Annotated in this window: 14 protein-coding genes and 2 pseudogenes; 5 read left to right on the top strand and 11 right to left on the bottom strand. The window is 40.1% G+C overall.

The annotated features are described in order from the left end of the window. Positions 1 to 112: 112 nt before the first annotated feature. Both rhlE and dusC read left to right on the top strand, forming a co-directional pair. Positions 113 to 1,399 carry an ATP-dependent RNA helicase RhlE gene (gene rhlE / locus B0X70_RS07785; RefSeq protein WP_217471236.1) on the top strand — a complete coding sequence of 429 codons (1,287 nt, stop codon included), beginning with the start codon at positions 113 to 115 and terminating at the stop codon, positions 1,397 to 1,399. Positions 1,400 to 1,402: 3 nt separating this feature from the next. Then, on the top strand, positions 1,403 to 2,335 hold the full coding sequence (gene dusC / locus B0X70_RS07790) for a tRNA dihydrouridine(16) synthase DusC (protein WP_217471237.1): 933 nt from the start codon (positions 1,403 to 1,405) through the stop codon (positions 2,333 to 2,335). Positions 2,336 to 2,447: 112 nt separating this feature from the next. Here the strand turns inward: dusC and B0X70_RS07795 are convergent, their stop codons facing one another. The 7 genes from B0X70_RS07795 to B0X70_RS07825 form a co-directional block, all read right to left on the bottom strand. Continuing rightward, entirely contained in the window at positions 2,448 to 3,002 is a 555-nt protein-coding gene (locus B0X70_RS07795; RefSeq protein ID WP_217471238.1) for a GNAT family N-acetyltransferase, read from the bottom strand. Positions 3,003 to 3,252: 250 nt separating this feature from the next. Continuing rightward, positions 3,253 to 4,365, bottom strand: a complete 1,113-nt coding sequence (locus B0X70_RS07800) for a lipase family protein (protein ID WP_046396822.1) — start codon at positions 4,363 to 4,365, stop codon at positions 3,253 to 3,255. A 459-nt stretch (positions 4,366 to 4,824) separates the two neighbouring features. Then, positions 4,825 to 5,901, bottom strand: a complete 1,077-nt coding sequence (locus B0X70_RS07805; RefSeq protein ID WP_046397505.1) for a lipase family protein — start codon at positions 5,899 to 5,901, stop codon at positions 4,825 to 4,827. A gap of 379 nt (positions 5,902 to 6,280) precedes the next feature. Further along, entirely contained in the window at positions 6,281 to 7,399 is a 1,119-nt protein-coding gene (locus B0X70_RS07810) for a lipase family protein (RefSeq protein WP_046397504.1), read from the bottom strand. 480 nt (positions 7,400 to 7,879) lie between these two features. Beyond that, entirely contained in the window at positions 7,880 to 9,004 is a 1,125-nt protein-coding gene (locus B0X70_RS07815) for a lipase family protein (protein ID WP_217471239.1), read from the bottom strand. Positions 9,005 to 9,327: 323 nt separating this feature from the next. Next, on the bottom strand, positions 9,328 to 10,167 hold the full coding sequence (sseA, locus tag B0X70_RS07820) for a 3-mercaptopyruvate sulfurtransferase (protein WP_105396853.1): 840 nt from the start codon (positions 10,165 to 10,167) through the stop codon (positions 9,328 to 9,330). Positions 10,168 to 10,229: 62 nt separating this feature from the next. Then, positions 10,230 to 10,391, bottom strand: a complete 162-nt coding sequence (locus B0X70_RS07825; RefSeq protein WP_162835243.1) for a hypothetical protein — start codon at positions 10,389 to 10,391, stop codon at positions 10,230 to 10,232. 164 nt (positions 10,392 to 10,555) lie between these two features. Here B0X70_RS07825 and dinG point away from each other — a divergent pair, with 164 nt between their 5' ends. Beyond that, on the top strand, positions 10,556 to 12,706 hold the full coding sequence (gene dinG / locus B0X70_RS07830) for an ATP-dependent DNA helicase DinG (protein ID WP_217471701.1): 2,151 nt from the start codon (positions 10,556 to 10,558) through the stop codon (positions 12,704 to 12,706). Beyond that, positions 12,703 to 13,632, top strand: coding sequence for a DNA-binding transcriptional regulator YafC (gene yafC / locus B0X70_RS07835; RefSeq protein WP_217471240.1), 930 nt, complete (start codon positions 12,703 to 12,705; stop codon positions 13,630 to 13,632). The genes dinG and yafC overlap by 4 nt, the downstream gene beginning before the upstream one ends. 165 nt (positions 13,633 to 13,797) lie before the next feature. Here the strand turns inward: yafC and B0X70_RS07840 are convergent. Continuing rightward, positions 13,798 to 13,959, bottom strand: a pseudogene (locus B0X70_RS07840) (alkene reductase); the annotation flags it as partial. Then, a complete protein-coding gene (locus B0X70_RS07845; protein ID WP_217471814.1) occupies positions 13,938 to 14,144 on the bottom strand; it encodes a hypothetical protein in 207 nt (68 codons plus the stop codon). The pseudogene B0X70_RS07840 and the gene B0X70_RS07845, both read right to left, overlap by 22 nt. Between B0X70_RS07845 and B0X70_RS07850 the strand changes: the two genes are divergently transcribed. Then, complete coding sequence (locus tag B0X70_RS07850) at positions 14,119 to 15,288, top strand: RNA-guided endonuclease InsQ/TnpB family protein (protein ID WP_217471702.1); 1,170 nt, start codon at positions 14,119 to 14,121, stop codon at positions 15,286 to 15,288. The two genes, B0X70_RS07845 and B0X70_RS07850, sit on opposite strands and share 26 nt — an antisense overlap. 22 nt (positions 15,289 to 15,310) lie before the next feature. Here B0X70_RS07850 and B0X70_RS07855 read toward each other — a convergent pair whose 3' ends face one another. Next, a complete protein-coding gene (locus B0X70_RS07855; RefSeq protein WP_246593471.1) occupies positions 15,311 to 16,270 on the bottom strand; it encodes an alkene reductase in 960 nt (319 codons plus the stop codon). Between the two features lie 246 nt (positions 16,271 to 16,516). After that, positions 16,517 to 17,314, bottom strand: a pseudogene (gene dkgB / locus B0X70_RS07860) (2,5-didehydrogluconate reductase DkgB). Positions 17,315 to 17,340 lie beyond the last annotated feature (26 nt).

The raw sequence follows: 17,340 nt of genomic DNA on the forward strand, positions 1-17,340 counted from the left end.
CATTGCAGTTTGTGTTTTTTTCTTTGTGGTATTTACCACGTCTGATTTTCTTCCCATAAAACTGCCCCTGAATAGCGTTCAGGAATGGTGAAGTCTGGAGCATTTCTTATTTATGAATTTTGAATCACTTGGCTTAAGTGCTGATATTTTGCGTGCCATTGAAGAACAAGGTTATTCGGCGCCAACGCCAATCCAACAGCAGGCAATCCCTGTCGTATTAGCAGGTAAAGATTTATTAGCGAGTGCTCAAACAGGCACGGGTAAAACCGCAGGTTTTACCTTACCCATGCTGCAACGGTTAAATGATTCTTCTATTCAGGTGAAAGGGCGCCGACCGGTCAGAGCATTAATCCTGACGCCAACCCGTGAATTGGCTGCTCAAGTGGGGGAAAATGTACGTGATTACAGTAAATACCTCAGATTGCGCTCTCTGGTTGTTTTTGGCGGTGTTAGCATTAATCCTCAGATGATGAAATTGCGTGGTGGTGTGGATATTTTGGTCGCCACGCCGGGGCGTTTACTGGATCTTGAACATCAGAATGCAGTTGATTTATCGCGGGTAGAGATTCTGATATTGGATGAAGCTGACCGTATGCTGGATATGGGATTTATTCATGACATCCGCCGAGTGCTGAATAAATTACCGCCGAAACGGCAAAATTTGCTGTTTTCTGCAACTTTCTCTGACGATATCAAAAATTTAGCCAATAAGTTACTGCATGATCCTGTTAGTGTTGAGGTTGCACGTCGTAATTCTGCTTCTGAACAGATTGAACAGTTTGTTCACTTTGTTGATAAAAAGCGTAAAGGCGAGCTGCTCTCTTTCTTGATCGGCAGCCGTAACTGGCAGCAAGTTCTGGTGTTTACCCGAACCAAGCATGGCGCAAACCGTTTGGCGGAACAGTTAAATAAAGATGGTGTAACGGCTGCTGCTATTCATGGTAACAAAAGTCAGGGGGCGAGAACCCGTGCGTTGGCTGATTTTAAAGCGGGCCGCATCAGGGTATTAGTTGCGACAGATATTGCAGCTCGTGGTCTGGATATTGATCAACTGCCTTATGTAGTGAATTTTGAATTGCCTAATGTCGCCGAAGATTATGTCCATCGTATCGGTCGTACTGGTCGGGCAGACGCAACAGGGCAGGCACTTTCTTTGGTCTGTGTTGATGAGCACAAATTGTTGAAAGATATTGAGCGTTTGCTAAAACGGGAGATTCCTCGTATGGCGATTCCTGGCTATGAGCCAGATCCAACCATCAAGGCCGAACCTATTCAGAATGGCCGTCAGGCACGTGGCGATAATCGGCAGAAAAATAGCCATCGCCGTTCTGGGGCGCCTTCGCGTCAGCGTAGCCGCAATCATGATGGATCTCATAAATCGCCGAGCGCCAGAGGTTAATTAATGCGGGTTTTACTGGCGCCGATGGAAGGTGTGCTGGACTCTTTGGTCAGGGAACTTCTGAGTGAGATTAACGAGTATGATCTGTGCATTACGGAATTTTTACGGGTTGTCGATAGCCTATTGCCAGTAAAATCTTTTTATCGGCTTTGCCCTGAATTACGTAACCAAAGCCGGACGCCATCCGGCACATTGGTGCGGATTCAGCTCTTGGGGCAATACCCACAATGGCTAGCGGAAAATGCGGCACGAGCGATTGAATTAGGGTCCTATGGAGTTGATTTAAATTGCGGTTGCCCGTCAAAAACGGTCAATGGTAGCGGTGGCGGGGCAACGTTGCTAAAAGATCCTGAACTGATTTATCAGGGGGCAAAAGCGATACGTGAAGCGGTACCTGCTCATTTGCCTGTGACGGTTAAGGTTCGTTTGGGTTGGGATAGTGGTGATCGGCAATTCGAAATTGCTGATGCGGTACAACAGGCGGGCGCGACGGAAATTACGGTTCATGGGCGAACTAAAGAGGATGGTTATCAAGCGGAGCGTATTAACTGGCAAGCGATTGGTGAAATTCGCCAACGTCTTGCCATTCCGGTTATCGCTAATGGTGAAATTTGGGATTGGCAAAGTGCGCAGGATTGCCTGAGTGTGACAGGCTGCGATGCTGTCATGATTGGGCGAGGGGCGCTTCATGTTCCTAATTTGAGCCGAGTGGTGAAATATAACGAGCCAAAAATGTGCTGGCAGGATGTTGTTCAACTACTGCAAAAATATATCCGGTTGGAAAAGCAGGGTGATACCGGGCAATATCATGTTGCCCGGATTAAACAGTGGCTTGGTTATTTGCGCAAAGAATATGAAGAGGCAACAACGCTGTTTGAAGAGATAAGAAAGTTAAAAACGTCTGTTGATATAGCGCATGTGATCTCCTTGGTGTGACAGATGATTAAGAGCAACTTAAAACGTTTCCATTTATTTTGCTCTTCTTTGTTATGAAAAATGAACTTGGGCAGTGCTTAGGCAAAAGCACGCCCATGAATATGTAAGGCAGTTACTCTTTTTGAGAATTATTGTTATTCCACTCATCGCGAGTTATTTCCCATGTCTCCGAGAGCATTCTTCCACTAACAAAATCTTTATTCTCTAGTCTTATTAACCGCATACCACTTTTAATTGATATTTTCTTTGAGGCAATATTGTCACTGGATTTAGGCGCTCTGAGGACTTGGCGATTTAGGGTATTAAACCAAAAATCAGTAACTACTTGGACTGCTTCGGTCATAAATCCGTTTCCATGCCATTGTGGATCTAGCCAGAAACCTCTATTATTATTTTCTTGCTCATATAGCGATATCATTCCTATTATTATAGATGGCTCATCCTTCTTTCTGATAGTCCAAAACCATGCATTTCCTTCTGCCATTGATGGTAGCGCAATATTATTTATATATTCCAGGGCGCCATTATCTGGGTAGGGCCACGGGGTGTTTGCTGTAAGATAACGAACAATTTCCCATTGAGGAAAGATGTTTTGAATTTGTATATGAGCCTTACTTTTTAAAGGAGATAATATTAATCTTTTGGTTTCTAGTTTTTTTTGTTCCATTTTAGTTTCCCTTTGTAATGTTCTGTCTTATAAAAAAGTAGCAAAAGGTGTTAATTGAAATATTAATGATTCCTCCTGTCTTGTTAGATGATAATGAATTTAATTACCATTATGTGATATTTTTGTCAAAGAAATTTTAATTGATGTGATAATGGTTACTATGAATGATCTGGGCACGTTGGGAAAAGAATGGAACCTTTAATCAAGGTTCCATTTTGGTTAAGTTATAAAATGGCTCAATATGGTGAAATTAACAGATATTACCTTCATCTTGAATAATAGATGATAAAAAGTTTTTAATATTGCGAGATTGACCATCGTTAATCACAACAATATCGTAATTGGTCGGGGGATTAGAACGATCATTAACTACAGTAAAACTCATGCCATACTCTTTAGCATAAGCATCAATGTGTTGGGATACTAGTTTTTCAATTAAACCTTGAGAAGGTTTTAAATCAGGTGCAGTAAAAGCTAAATCTGGCGTAAGTTGAGTGTAATTCTTATCCTTCACGACGGAGATAAAACCGTTAACGATTAAAGTGGATATTGGATAGAGAACCTTAATTTCTTCTAATCCTTTTACACTCCAGGCTAGGGTGACAATATCTTTGCGATTGTGGACCCGGAGGAAATGACTTTTATAGCTAGAGAGTAATGTTCCATTAAAAACAGATTCACTATAGGCTGCAAAAACATCGTTACCGGCAGTTGGGGCAGCAAAGGAGGAAACATGAATACGAATATTATTGTTTCCTTTATCAATATAACGTCTCTTTAAGTACAGACCAAGTGTAGAGGCCATTACACCGCCTAAACTGTGCCCTGTAAGAGTAATATTATGTACGCCTTCTTCCAGAGCAATTTTATCAATTGCTTCAACCAGTGATTCTCCATAACCAGGAGGGTTATTGCTCTTTATTTGGTTGACAGTATAGTCTAAAGTTATATGGGTTCCTTTTGAAATTTTAGCCTCTTTGGGGGCTTTTGAATCCCAAATTGACCAGTTTTCAGTTGTTCCTACATTGAAATTCTCATCAAACCAGTTAACAGCAGACCATGATCCGCGAATAACAATTCGATAATCGTTTGGATTGTTGAGATCTTTTACAATAAATAAAACGTGATCATCTTTTTTATCTGAAACGCTCTTTTTCTTATTAACATCAACACTACCGACACGAAAAACAGCAGGACCCCAAACGATAGAGAATCTGTTTGCTGTCGCTTTACTACTTGCTAATGACTTTTTAATATTTTCTGAAACGATAGCCGGTTCTGGTTGATTCGTTATTATACTCCCTGAGTTAATAATAAAGCCTAACGCGAGATTTATTTTTTGATCTTCAAGAGAAATTGTCATTTTTATTTCCAATTTTTAATATAATGAATGTTGATCTGATGTGTTAGCTTAAACATCAATGATCAATACTTTGGGTTTTTATTTAAATAACAGAGTCAAAGTTAATAATAATCTTTAAATCTGTTAAAGGAGAGTATATAATTTTTTAAAGTTATTTTATTTAACAAAATAAATTATCTATTATGAACTTTAAAATAATCGATAAAAATTATGCTATGATTTTGTAAGATTATATTAACTATCGGGAATGATAACGTGAAGGGTGTAGCTATGTATTCTCTGTAGAAATAATTTAATTGGTGTCTGAAAAAGTGAGTGATAGTGAATTGCTGTGATTAATGATAGGTAGAAAAAATAACTTATTGCAATGAATGGAACCTTTAATAAAGGTTCCATTTATATTAAATCAAATATATACGTAATAAGATAAATTTATGTAATATCGATTTTATCCTTGGTTTAAAACTTGAAGAGATCAATAATCCTTTCGGATAGACTATCATTAACCACAACAATATCGTAACTAGTCGGTATCTCTGGACCATTCTCGATTCGAATGAAACTCATGCCATAGCCTTCGGGATATGCATCGATATGTTGATAACCTATCTTATTAAATAAGCCGTGAATGGAGTCTGGAATCTTTGTAGTAAAAGAGTAATCTGGAAAGATCTGGGTGTAATTTTTATCGAGGACAAAAAAAATAGCGGCATCAACCAATACTTCGATTGCTATATGTGGATAGATAGCCTTAATTTTCTTTAAATCTTCGATAGCCCATGCCAAGGGAACGATATCATGATTGTTATGAATTCTCAGAAAATGACTTTCATAAGAGTTAGGGCTTAATGTTCCTTTGAAAAAAGCGTCAGAATAGGATGCGAAAATATCATTGCCGGCAGTGGGGCCTGCAAAGGAGCAAACGTGAATGCGTATATTGTTGTTGCTGATGTAGCGCCTTTTAAGATATAAACCAATAGTAGAAGCGAGTAAACCGCCCAAACTGTGTCCCGTGACGGTAATATTCAGTATCTTATCTTTTCCTTCTTCTGTGGTAATTCTATCAATTTCATCGATTAGTGATACGTAATCCTTATTAATAGGCTTGCCATTAATAAGAGGCTTTAATGCTAAGTCTGTTCCATAGGAGATCTTTGCGTCTTTAAACTCTTGAGGGATATTTGTATCCCAATTTGACCAGTCTACAGTTGTAGCTACAAGAAGATCTTCATCAATCGCATTAATCTGGGACCAGGTTCCTCGAATAACAAGGCGATAATCACTTGGATTGTCGGTATTTTTCACAATCATTACAACGTGATCATATTTTTTATCATGGTATTTTTCATCAATATGGAACACTGCCGGTCCCCAAACGATAGAGAATTTATCTGCCGTTGTCTTACTGCTCTTAAGTGATTTATTAATATCAGACTCAATGATGTTTATTTTGTCTGGTTTGTCAGAAATTTCTCCAGAATTGATAATAAGACTTAACGCGAGATTTAATTTTTGCTCTTCAAGAGATATCGTCATTTTTACCCCCGTCTATTTCTTCCATATGATAAATATTGATCTGATGTTTGGACTAAAACATCAAGGTTTAAATTTTTTAATCTTCCGTTTAAATGAAAATATAGTTAATTTTAAAGTTAATAATGAATTTTAAATTTGTCAAATGTGTGCAAAGGATTTTTTAATGTTATTTTATTTGGCGATATGTAAATTATTTATTACGAAATTAAAGATAGGTGATAAAAGTGATGTGCCAAATAATTCCATGAAAATATCATTACATCTTTGAAAGATTATATGAAGTTACTTTGTGTATAATGTCGCTTATGGAAAGTCATTTATTGCAATGAATGGAACCTTTAATAAAGGCTCCACTTATATTTTACATGATGGGATAAAGTTATGTAGTACTGACTCTATCCTTGGTTAAAAATTTGAAGAGATCAATGATACTTTCGGATAGGCTATCATTAACGACAACAATATCGTAATCAGTCGGTATATTTGAACTATCATCAATGGTGATGAAACTCATGCCATACTCTTTGGTATAGGCACGAACATGTTGATTGCCAATATTAACCAGTAAATCGTCAAACGATGCTATTGGTAATATTGGAATCTGTGAATTAATAGGGAGATCTGGGGAAATTTGCGTGTAATTCTTATCAAGGACAGAAACGATAAGAGCATCAATTGTTACACTTAATACTGGATAGATAGCTTTAACTTTCTCCAAATCATTTATATTCCAGGCTAAGGGAACGACATCTGTACTATTATGAATTCTCAGAAAATCACTTTTGTAACCAACAGTTGATATTTCATTAAGAACAGATTCAGAGTAAGAAGCAAAAACATCGTTACCAGCAGTTGGGCCTGCAAAAGCACAAACATTAATTCGAATATTGTTGCTTCTTTTATCAAGATACCGTCTCTTTAGATATAAACCAATGGTAGAAGATAGTACGCCTCCTAAACTGTGTCCTGTGATAGTAATATTTTGTATCCCTTCTTTCAGGGCAATTTTATCAATGGCATCAGTGAGTGATTCTCCATAACCTGGAGGATTGTTGCTTTTCAATTGATTAAGAACATAGCCTAATGCCATGTCAGTGCCATAGGCTATCTTGGCATTTTCAGGTGATCTTGAATCCCATCGTGCCCAATCTTGAGTCTTACAGACAATAATATCTTCATTGAGCCAGTTAATATCGGACCATGATCCCCGAATAACCACGCGATAGTCATTTGGGTCATGGCGATTTTGTGCAATGAATAGAACATGATCATCCTTTTTATCTATAACGCTTTTTTTCCCACCAACGTCATCAACGCGGAACACCGCGGGTCCCCAGATGATAGTGAATTTATTTGCTGTTGCTTTACTGTTTTCCAATGATCTGTGGATATTTTCCGAAACAATGCCCGGTTCTGGTTTGCTAGTTTTTATACCTCCAGAGTTAATAACGAGGCTGAGCGCGAGATTTATTTTTTGATCTTCACGAGAAATAGTCATTTTTACTCCCTATTTTTTCATGTAATAAGTATTAATGCGAGGTGTAGGTTTAAATATCGAGATTTAATTCTTTTTTTCTTCCATTTAGACAAAAACAGAATTAAACTTAAAGTTAATAATAACTTTTAAATCTGTCAAATAATTACATGGGTTTTTTGATATTGTTTCATTTGACAAAAATATAAATTATTTATTTTGAAATTAAAAGTAAATGATCAAGATTATATATTGAATAATTACATGTAAATATTATTGCTATTTTTTAGAATTATATTTATTACTTGATGGTGGTAATATATAAATAACTTTGAGATTGTCTTTGTGAATAATTTCATTGGGAATGATTATAAATCAGTGATATTCTAATGATATGTAGAGGGAAGTGATTTTATTATTATATTTAAGTCGCTGTTGTTTAATGGAGCCTTTGTAATAAGGCTCCATTAACTTTATATAAAATATAGATAAAGCATAATCAATTTATTCTACATTAATATTACCATCAGGCAGAGGTATAAGTAAGAAATAAGCGACGATATCTTGAGATAGATTACTATTAATAACCACAATATCATCAATAGGGGGTTGAGTACCGTCATTAACCTCCACTAAATTCATGCCATATTGGTTGGCATAGGCTTTAATATGTTGAAAAACAACTTGCTTATTGAGATCTAATTTTAAAATAGGTGCCGTAAAATATAAATCTGGCGTGAGTTTGGTGTAACCCTTATCTTTCACAAGCAGAACAATCTTTTTAAATCTGTCAATTAATTTTTCATCTAATTTAATTAATGGTTCATAGATAGTTGGAATCTTTTCTAATCCGTCCAAATTCCAGATGAGGGAAATAACATCTTTTTGATTATGGACCCTTAAGAAATGGCTCTTATAGCTGGTTGCTGACGTGTGGTTAAAAACATATTTAATGTAAGAGGCAAAAACATCATTACCGGTATTTGGGTTGGCAAAAGAGCAAACATGAATACGGATGTTGTTGTTCCCTTTATTAAGGTATAAGCGTTTTAAATATAATCCAAGGGTAGAGGCGAGAATACCACCCAAACTGTGGCCGGTGATGGTAATATTATGAATACCTTTTTCCGCAGCAATTTTATTAATTGCTTCAATGAGTGATTCTCCATAACCAGGAATATTGTTACTTTTTACTTGATTAACAATATAGTCTAATGCTATGTGGGTTCCATAGGAGATTTTAGCGTCTTTAAACTCTTCCGGGATATTTTGATCCCAAAGTGACCAATTTACGGTTTCGTGTACAGCAAAGTTTTCAACCTGCCAGTTAACATCGGACCATGAGCCACGGATAACGATGCGATAATCATGGGGAATTTTGCGATTTTTTACAAGAAATAAAACGTGGTCGTCCTTATTATCTTTACTGTTTTTTCCATTATCAACACGGAAAACAGCAGGTCCCCAAATAACAGAGAATCTATTGGCGGTTACTTTGCTCTTTTCCAATGATGTTTGAATGTTTTCCGCAACCATAGTCGGTTCTGGTTTTTCGGTTATTATACTTCCTGCACCGCTGATAAAGCTGAGCGCGAGATTTGTTCTTTGATCTTTAAGAGAAATAGTCATTTTTACTCTCCATTTTTATGATATAAATGTTGGTATGGAATAGTATCTTAATCTTATTTTTAAATAAAAAATAGAGTCGAATTTTAATTTGATAATAATAATATTTAAATTTATAAATATATTTATTTTATTATTTAATGTAACTATGATTTATAAAAAATAATATTAACTGAGGGTGAGGAATGAAATTAATAAATGGGGTTTTGAAATATAATGATACGAAAATTATTTGATTGGGTGTTATTTGACGGTTGAAGAATATATCTATTTGTTTATGCTAAATAATTAAAGGGCATAGAGTGGATATGCCCTATGGTATTTAATTATTTTTCAAGTGGCAGGGTGTTATTGTCTGCTCCCCATTCAGCCCATGAGCCATCATATAAATAAACATCTTTTTTACCGATGATATCTAAACCCAGAATCAAAACGGCAGCGGTCATACCCGATCCACAACTGGCGATAATAGATTTGGTTAAATCGACATCTTGCTGATGGAAAATATCTGTTATTTCATTTGCTGATTTAAAATGACCATTTTCTACTAACATGGTCCACGGAACGTTTTTACTACCGGGAATACGACCCATTTTTAAGCCGGGGCGCGGTTCTGGCGCTTTGGCTTGAAAACGGTCCATTGCTCTGGCATCGACAATTTGGGTCTGTTGATCATTGAGCGAATCCAGAATGTGTTCCAGCGATTTCACTTTGTCGGCATTGAAATCGACACTAAAGATTTGGGGATTGCGTTTCACTTCACCTGATTCTGTTGGCAATCCTGCCTGTTGCCAACCTTGTAAACCGCCATCGAGAATACGGACGTTACGGCTACCGAAGATCTTAAATGTCCACCACGCGCGAGGGGCAGAGAACATATTGCCTTGGTCATAAATCACGACGAGATGATTTTCACTAATGCCCATTGCACCAACCGCCTGACTAAAAGTTTGTGGATCGGGCAGCATATGAGGCAATCCACTTTGATGATTGGCAACTTTGTCTAAATCAAAAAATTGGGCGCTGGGAATATGGGTATCCAGCCAAAGTTTATGGCAATCAATTTGTTGAGGTGGCGGTGGGGCGGTTGCATCAAGGATGACAATGTTCTCATCATCAAGATGATCTTTTAACCATTGTGGAGTGACAAAGTATGCGTTATTCATGGGGTCCCTCACTTGACACGAAGATGAATTAGATACAAGGATAAAATAAGTGTTACAGCCCGTTATTGTTGTTGTATCGGTGCTGTAGCGGTCTCTTGCTGTTGATTGGTTAGTGATTCTATCGGTGTGGTTGAGCGGGTATACATATTAAGGCCCGCTAAGAATACGCCGCCAATTGAACCAAATGCAAAGATAGCGATGAAAATGATAAGGAGCTTTTTCATTATTGTTCTCAGGTGTTGTAGAAAGTAGAAAGTATATAGCGTTCTGAATAGCTGGCAAGGTGCTAGCCAATTTAACAAACGAGTTGATTGTCGCCTCGACATGAAGCTGATTTCATTTCTTCTCTGTGGGACAATAGCACTCCGGTTGTATGTCAGAGAATTCAATGGCGCTTTCCAATTCAATAAAAAATCAGATAAGCCAGTGGTATAAAGCATTACCTCAACATATTGATGGTTTTATTTCTCGTGCTCCGCAGCGACAGATGATTGCCGAAGTTGCAAAAACGCTGGCGGATCAGGAAGGTCGTCATTTGGTTATTGAGGCGCCAACAGGCATTGGTAAAACCCTCTCTTACCTGATACCTGGCATTGCAATCAGTAGAGCGGAAAGTAAGCCATTGGTTGTAAGTACGGCGAATGTCGCTTTACAAGATCAGATTTACAGTAAAGACCTGCCACTGTTGCGCAAAATTATTCCTGATCTGAAATTTACCGGTGCTTTTGGTCGCGGTCGTTATGTCTGTCCACGCAATCTTGAAGCTATCTGTGCAACCGATAGCGAACAGATTGATCTTATGTTTTTGGTTGAGGACAAAACAGAACTTGCTAATAGTGAAGAGAGGGAATTGTGTCGTCGGTTGCGTAGTGATTACACAACCTTTTCTTGGGATGGATTGCGTGATCACCATAAACTGGCTTTGTCCGATGCTTTGTGGGGGAAAGTGAGCACGGATAAAGCAAATTGTCTGGGGCGTAACTGTCAGTATTATCATCGTTGCCCATTTTTTATTGCTCGCCGTGAGATCGAAAATGTCGATGTGGTGGTGGCTAACCATGCGTTAGTGATGGCGGCATTGGAAAGTGAGTCAGTACTGCCTGATGCTAAAAATTTACTATTGGTCCTCGACGAAGGACACCATATACCTGATGTCGCCAGGGATTCTTTGGAAGTTGAGGGGGAAATCACCCTGTTTCAACTTAATGGTCAATTAGATACTTTTGTTCGTCATGTTGAGCAATATCTGGTGCAATTCCATCCGGCAAAGCCACCACGTTTAGCTAATGCTAGTCGCCTGAATGAACACTGTGAAAAACTACGGGAATGCTTTAGAGAGCTTGCCACTATCACTCAGGCGCTTTTACCTGAAAAGAATGAAGTCGATGAGTATCTGTTTGAGATGGGTAAATTGCCGGATAATTTGCTGCTTTGTTGTCAGCAGTTATTTAAATTGACCGATGGTTTACGGGGATTAACAGAAGCGATACTGAATGATTTAACTGACCGGACGGCTAAGCAGGATATTGTCAGATTGCATCGTTCTATTTTGCATACCAGCCGTGCGCTTGGATATTTTGAAAATATGGCTAAGCTGTGGCGTTTGGCGGCGTTGGAAGAGTCATCCAGTGCGCCGATATCAAAATGGCTGAGACGCCGTGATGAAAGAAATCAGTCACATCTCTATTTCCATTGTGCCGGCATCAGAGTCAGCGAACAGCTTAATCAACTGCTTTGGCGCAGTATTCCTCATGTCGTCGTGACATCGGCGACGCTTCGTTCTCTGAATAGTTTTTCTCGTATTCAGGAGTTGACCGGGTTAACTGAAAAAGCAGGCGACCGTTTTGTCGCATTGTCATCACCTTTTGATCATATACGGCAGGGCAAACTGGTTATTCCCAAAATGTCATTGGAGCCGACACTTCACAATGAAGCCGCTCATTTGCAAGAGATGGCGTGTTATTTTAGGACTCAATTGTTGAGGCAGCAACATAAAGGTATGTTGATTTTGTTCAGCAGTCAGAGGGCGATGGATATCTTTCTCTCTTATGTGACAGACTTACGCCTGATGTTACTTGTGCAGGGTGATCAGCCACGTTATCGGTTAGTGGAAACACATTGTCAGCGTATCAATGAGGGACAATGTAGTGTGCTGATTGGATTGCAATCTTTTGCGGAAGGTTTGGATTTAAAGGGGGATTATCTATCCCAAGTTCACATTCAAAAAATCTCATTTCCGCCAGTGAATAATCCGGTCATTATCACTGAAAGCGAATGGTTGAAATCACTTAAACGTTATCCTTTTGAAGTGCAGAGTTTACCAAGTGCTTCTTTTAGCCTTATTCAGCAAGTCGGGAGACTTATCCGTAGTCATGAATGCTATGGTGATGTGGTGATTTATGACAGGCGCTTACTGAGCAAAAGGTATGGCCCAAGATTATTGCAGGCTTTGCCCGTTTTCCCCATTGAGCAGCCGGAAGTTCTTTCAGAGGCGGAAATTGGGAACATGAATACTCTTTTACAAGAAAGGCAATTATGAAGGCAAATTCAGAAGAGTTAACAATTTTCGTGTCAGTCGTGGAAAGCGGGAGTTTTAGTCGTGCGGCGGAACATCTGCAATTAGCAAATTCCGCCGTGAGCCGTTCTATAAAAAAACTTGAAAAGAAACTAGGTGTGAGTCTGCTCAATCGCACAACCCGTCAGCTTAGTCTAACCGAAGAAGGTCAGCGTTATTTCCGCCGAGTTCAGCATGTTCTACAAGAAATGGCCGCCGCTGAAACTGAACTTATGGAATCGAAACACGTACCAAGTGGTTTATTGCGTATCGATGCTGCAACACCAGTCGTATTACATTTACTGATACCATTAATTAAACCTTTTCGCGAACGCTATCCAGAAATAACGTTATCATTGATTTCTTCGGAAACTTATATCAATTTGATTGAGCGCAAAGTAGATATTGCCATTCGTGCTGGCAACTTAACCGACTCCAGTCTTCGAGCCAGACCACTTTTTTCCAGCTACCGAAAAATTGTCGCCTCTCCTGAATATCTGAAAAAATATGGCATACCGCAATGTATCGATGAGTTAGAAAATCATATTTGTCTTGGTTTTACCGAACCGGTATCACTTAATACCTGGCCGATAGCTTGTCAGGACGGACAACTACATGAAATAACAGTGGGACTTTCTTCCAACAGTGGTGAAACCCTTAAACAACTATGTTTAACGGGTAATGGTATCGCGTGTCTGTCTGATTATATGATTGATCAGGAGATTGTCAGCGGTGAACTTGTTGAACTACTGGTTGAAAAACGATTACCCGTCGGGATGCCTTTCAATGCTGTATATTACAGTGATCAGGCTGTAAGCACCCGAATTAGAGCATTTATCGATTTTCTGAGTGAATATGTAAACAGTTCCCAAAGGGGTTTAACGAGTTTATTAAAAAGTGGGAAGAATTAGTTATCCTATTTGCGGGAAAGAGTAATTCCCCCGAAAATTGCTAAATGAGTTTGTTTCAGTCATAACATATTCTCTTTTGAAATAGAAAATTAGACGCCTTGACAGTAAGAATGAATTATTTCATCACAATTTTCCCACTCTTTAAAAGAGTGGGAGGGATTTCTATTAGCTTATAGCCAAATAATCGGTATACCCTTCCACATTACCACCGAAAAATTTTTCTTTTATCGGCTGGTTTAGTTCTAGCCTATTGGCAAGACGATAGGGTAAATCTGGATTAGCAATAAAGGAGCGACCAAATCCAATCAGATCCGCCCAGCCTTTAGCAAAATCCGCCGTAAACCCTCGCCCAATGCGGGCGGTGATATAAGGCGAAAAGCCCGCAGGGCTTTCAGGTTATTAACCATCACGTTCACTGGCAGCTCGGGGGGGACACGGCCCCAAAAAGCGGTTAAAATACATAAACTATCCCGATGAGCGCTGATGATGTTAAGAGCCACCAAAGTCCGCATTTACCCGACACCCGAACAGGCTGATTATCTCAATGCTCAGTTCGGTGCGGTCCGTTTCGCGTACAACAAGGCGCTCCACATCAAGAAGCACGCTTATCAACGCCACGGGGTGAACCTCAGCCCGCGTAAAGACCTCAAACCCTTACTGTCAGTGGCGAAAAAATCCCGCCGGTATGCCTGGCTCAAAGCGTATGATTCCATCGCCTTGCAGCAGGCGGTGATTAACCTCGATATGGCGTTTTCCCACTTTTTTAATCCGAAGCTGAAAGCGCGCTTCCCGACATTCAAACGCAAGCATGGCAGGCAGTCCAGCTATCATTGTGTCGGGGTGAAGGTGTTGGACGGGGCAATAAAAATACCCAAATTATCGCCGATAGAAGCCCGTCTGCACCGTGAAATGACCGGAGAGGTGAAAAGCATTACGCTGAGTTGTTCAGCCACCGGTAAATACTACGCCTCGATACTCTGTGATGACGGCCTGGCCGCGCCCGCGAAGCCCGCTTTGATAACCCAGATGACAGGTTTGGATATGGGATTGTCTCACTACGCTGTCAAATCCAGCGGAGATAAGATGGCCAATCCCCGTCATCTTATCAATGCCGGCCGTAATCTGAGGCGTAAACAGAAGGCCCTCTCCCGGAAACAAAAAGGCAGCGCCAACCGCGGTAAAGCACGACAGAGGCTTGCCGCCGTACATGAGCGGGTAGCGAATGCCCGCGCCGATTTTCAACACAAACTGTCTCGTTCAATGGTTGACGAAAACCAAGCGATCATTGTGGAGACGCTGAAATCGGCCAACATGATGAAGAATCACCACCTTGCCCGCGCTATCGGGGATGCGGGCTGGCATGGCTTCATCAAGAAACTGGAATACAAAGCCGCAGCGGCAGGCGTCCATCTGGTCAAACTGGATCAGTGGTTCGCCAGTTCGAAAACCTGCCATTGCTGCGGTTACAAAATGCTGGAAATGCCGCTGTGTAAGCGGCTCTGGCAATGCCCTTTCTGTCGAGTCGAACATGACCGCGATATCAATGCGGCGCTCAACATCGAGCGCAAGGGCATAACAGAATTACAGGCGGCGGGACTCGTCGTCTCTGCCCACGGAGGCCAGCGTAAATCCGTCATAAAGACGGTGGCGGCCTGAGAAGTGGGAAGCCTCGCCGTTTTTACGGCGGGGAGCAGTCACTTAGCGCTTCTTCCGCGCGTTCCAAAGTGTATTTTCCCGAATATATCAGCGTGCCGTGATAAAGTATGCGAAAAGCTTCTTTGAAGGCGACTGGCATGACGGGAGCGTCTTCCCAGTCAGCTTCGGCAATATGAATATAAGCTACCCCGATATTATTCAGCACACTCGCGGCAGCCAGATAAGTTGCTTCGGGCGTGTCATCTTTTGAACCCATCAGGGTTGTGAGTGGCGCCAGGCGAACACCTAGCTTATCTTTCCCTATTGCGGTAGCCACTGATGTAGCGACTTCTCTCAAGAAACGTAAGCGATTTTGTAAAGTTCCACCATATTCGTCATCTCGTAGGTTAGTCTGAGAATCAATAAACTGATTAATAAGATAACCATTCGCTGCATGAAGCTCTACGCCATCAAAACCGGCGGCAATAGCATTATTTGCCGCTTGAACATAATCATTTACGATATCTGGAATTTCATCAAGTGTCAGTGCTCGTGGCTGCGAGTGTTGTACCATTTCACCGATACCATGTTCAGGTCCACGGCCTTCCACATCCAGAAAAACTTTTACACCTTTTGCTTGGAGGGCAGAGGGAGAAACAGGCGCAGAATTATCAGGTTGTAGAATCGTGTGTGAAACTCGTCCCACATGCCATAATTGAGCAAAAATTTTGCCTCCTGCCATATGTACCGCATCTGTTACTTTTTTCCATCCTATCACCTGCTCAGACTTATAAATACCTGGCGTCCATGCATATCCTTGTCCCTGTTGGCTGATTTGTGTACCTTCGCTGATAATTAGTCCCGCACTGGCACGTTGTGCATAATATTCAGCCATCAAATCAGTCGCTATACCGTCTGTTCCGGCCCGTGAACGTGTCATTGGCGGCATAACAATGCGATTAGATAACGACAAACCATTCAGAGAATAGCGTTCAAACAGCATAATATTCCTCACTCTTCATTAATCATTGATTTTAATTTGTGTATATGGAGATATTATGCTTCGCGAATTCTTTCTAAAAAGGCTTATTAGTACAAAAGACTTTTGCTGTAAATGTAAAAATGTTCGAGTTTTTTTATATCTAAGTAAATATGTAAACAGCTCCCGAAGGAGCTGAAATAAACAAATATTCTCCTGCAACGCTAAGAGATTATCGAGTTTATTAATAAGCAGGATTAATTAATTATCTCATTGAGGGGCAAGCCCTTCTGGACTAACCAGGCGTTCGTTACGGTCAAGTGTGGCGATAGCCGTCATATCGTTTGCATCAAGTCTAAGCATGGAAGCCCTCAGATTACTTTGTAAATTTTCGCGTTTAGTTGAAGAAGGGATCACGCTATAACCTAATGTCATCGCCCAAGACAAAATCACCTACGCAGGAGTGGCCTGATGTTTTGTGGCTATGCGTCCGATAACCTCATCTTGAAGAGCTTTACTATAAGCAAGGGTCATATAGGAAGTGATATGAATTCCATGATCTTTCGCCCAAGCTGTCACATGACAGTTTTGTAGATAGGGAGAAAGTTCAATCTGGTTCGTGGCGATGTGTTCAACACCTACTGCATCGATAGCCTGTTGCATTAGATCAATGGTAAAGTTTGAAACGCCGATTTCTCGTGTCAATCCCATATTTTTGGCGGCCAGTAACGCATTCATTGTTTCATCAACACTGACAACGTTATTTGGGGATGGCCAATGAATTAACGTCAAGTCAACATAATCAGTGCGCAGCTTAGCTATACTCTCTTTAAGACTCGGTATCAATTTTTCCTTGCCCAAATTTTCTGTCCAGATTTTTGTCGTGATATAGATATCTTCACGGGCTACACCGCTTTCTTCTATGGCTTGTCCTACCGCTGCTTCATTCTCATAAATCTGTGCTGTATCAATTGCACGATATCCCAATTCAAGAGCATTTTTTACTGATGTAATCACAACATCATCTTTCAAACGAAAAGTACCTAATCCAAATGCAGGAACAGACATAATAAGCCTCATTTAATATTTAATTA

It is taken from the genome of Photorhabdus akhurstii (assembly GCF_019090985.1).
GTDB lineage: Bacteria > Pseudomonadota > Gammaproteobacteria > Enterobacterales > Enterobacteriaceae > Photorhabdus > Photorhabdus akhurstii.

Coding starts and splice junctions, on each gene's coding strand:
- B0X70_RS07800 (WP_046396822.1), bottom strand. CDS start 4,365: ATGACAATTTCTCTTGAAGATCAAAAAATAAATCTCGCGTTAGGCTTT.
- B0X70_RS07815 (WP_217471239.1), bottom strand. CDS start 9,004: ATGACTATTTCTCTTAAAGATCAAAGAACAAATCTCGCGCTCAGCTTT.
- B0X70_RS07845 (WP_217471814.1), bottom strand. CDS start 14,144: ATGCGGACTTTGGTGGCTCTTAACATCATCAGCGCTCATCGGGATAGT.
- B0X70_RS07795 (WP_217471238.1), bottom strand. CDS start 3,002: ATGGAACAAAAAAAACTAGAAACCAAAAGATTAATATTATCTCCTTTA.
- B0X70_RS07855 (WP_246593471.1), bottom strand. CDS start 16,270: ATGCTGTTTGAACGCTATTCTCTGAATGGTTTGTCGTTATCTAATCGC.
- dusC (WP_217471237.1), top strand. CDS start 1,403: ATGCGGGTTTTACTGGCGCCGATGGAAGGTGTGCTGGACTCTTTGGTC.
- sseA (WP_105396853.1), bottom strand. CDS start 10,167: ATGAATAACGCATACTTTGTCACTCCACAATGGTTAAAAGATCATCTT.
- rhlE (WP_217471236.1), top strand. CDS start 113: ATGAATTTTGAATCACTTGGCTTAAGTGCTGATATTTTGCGTGCCATT.
- B0X70_RS07810 (WP_046397504.1), bottom strand. CDS start 7,399: ATGACTATTTCTCGTGAAGATCAAAAAATAAATCTCGCGCTCAGCCTC.
- dinG (WP_217471701.1), top strand. CDS start 10,556: ATGGCGCTTTCCAATTCAATAAAAAATCAGATAAGCCAGTGGTATAAA.
- B0X70_RS07850 (WP_217471702.1), top strand. CDS start 14,119: ATGTTAAGAGCCACCAAAGTCCGCATTTACCCGACACCCGAACAGGCT.
- yafC (WP_217471240.1), top strand. CDS start 12,703: ATGAAGGCAAATTCAGAAGAGTTAACAATTTTCGTGTCAGTCGTGGAA.
- B0X70_RS07825 (WP_162835243.1), bottom strand. CDS start 10,391: ATGAAAAAGCTCCTTATCATTTTCATCGCTATCTTTGCATTTGGTTCA.
- B0X70_RS07805 (WP_046397505.1), bottom strand. CDS start 5,901: ATGACGATATCTCTTGAAGAGCAAAAATTAAATCTCGCGTTAAGTCTT.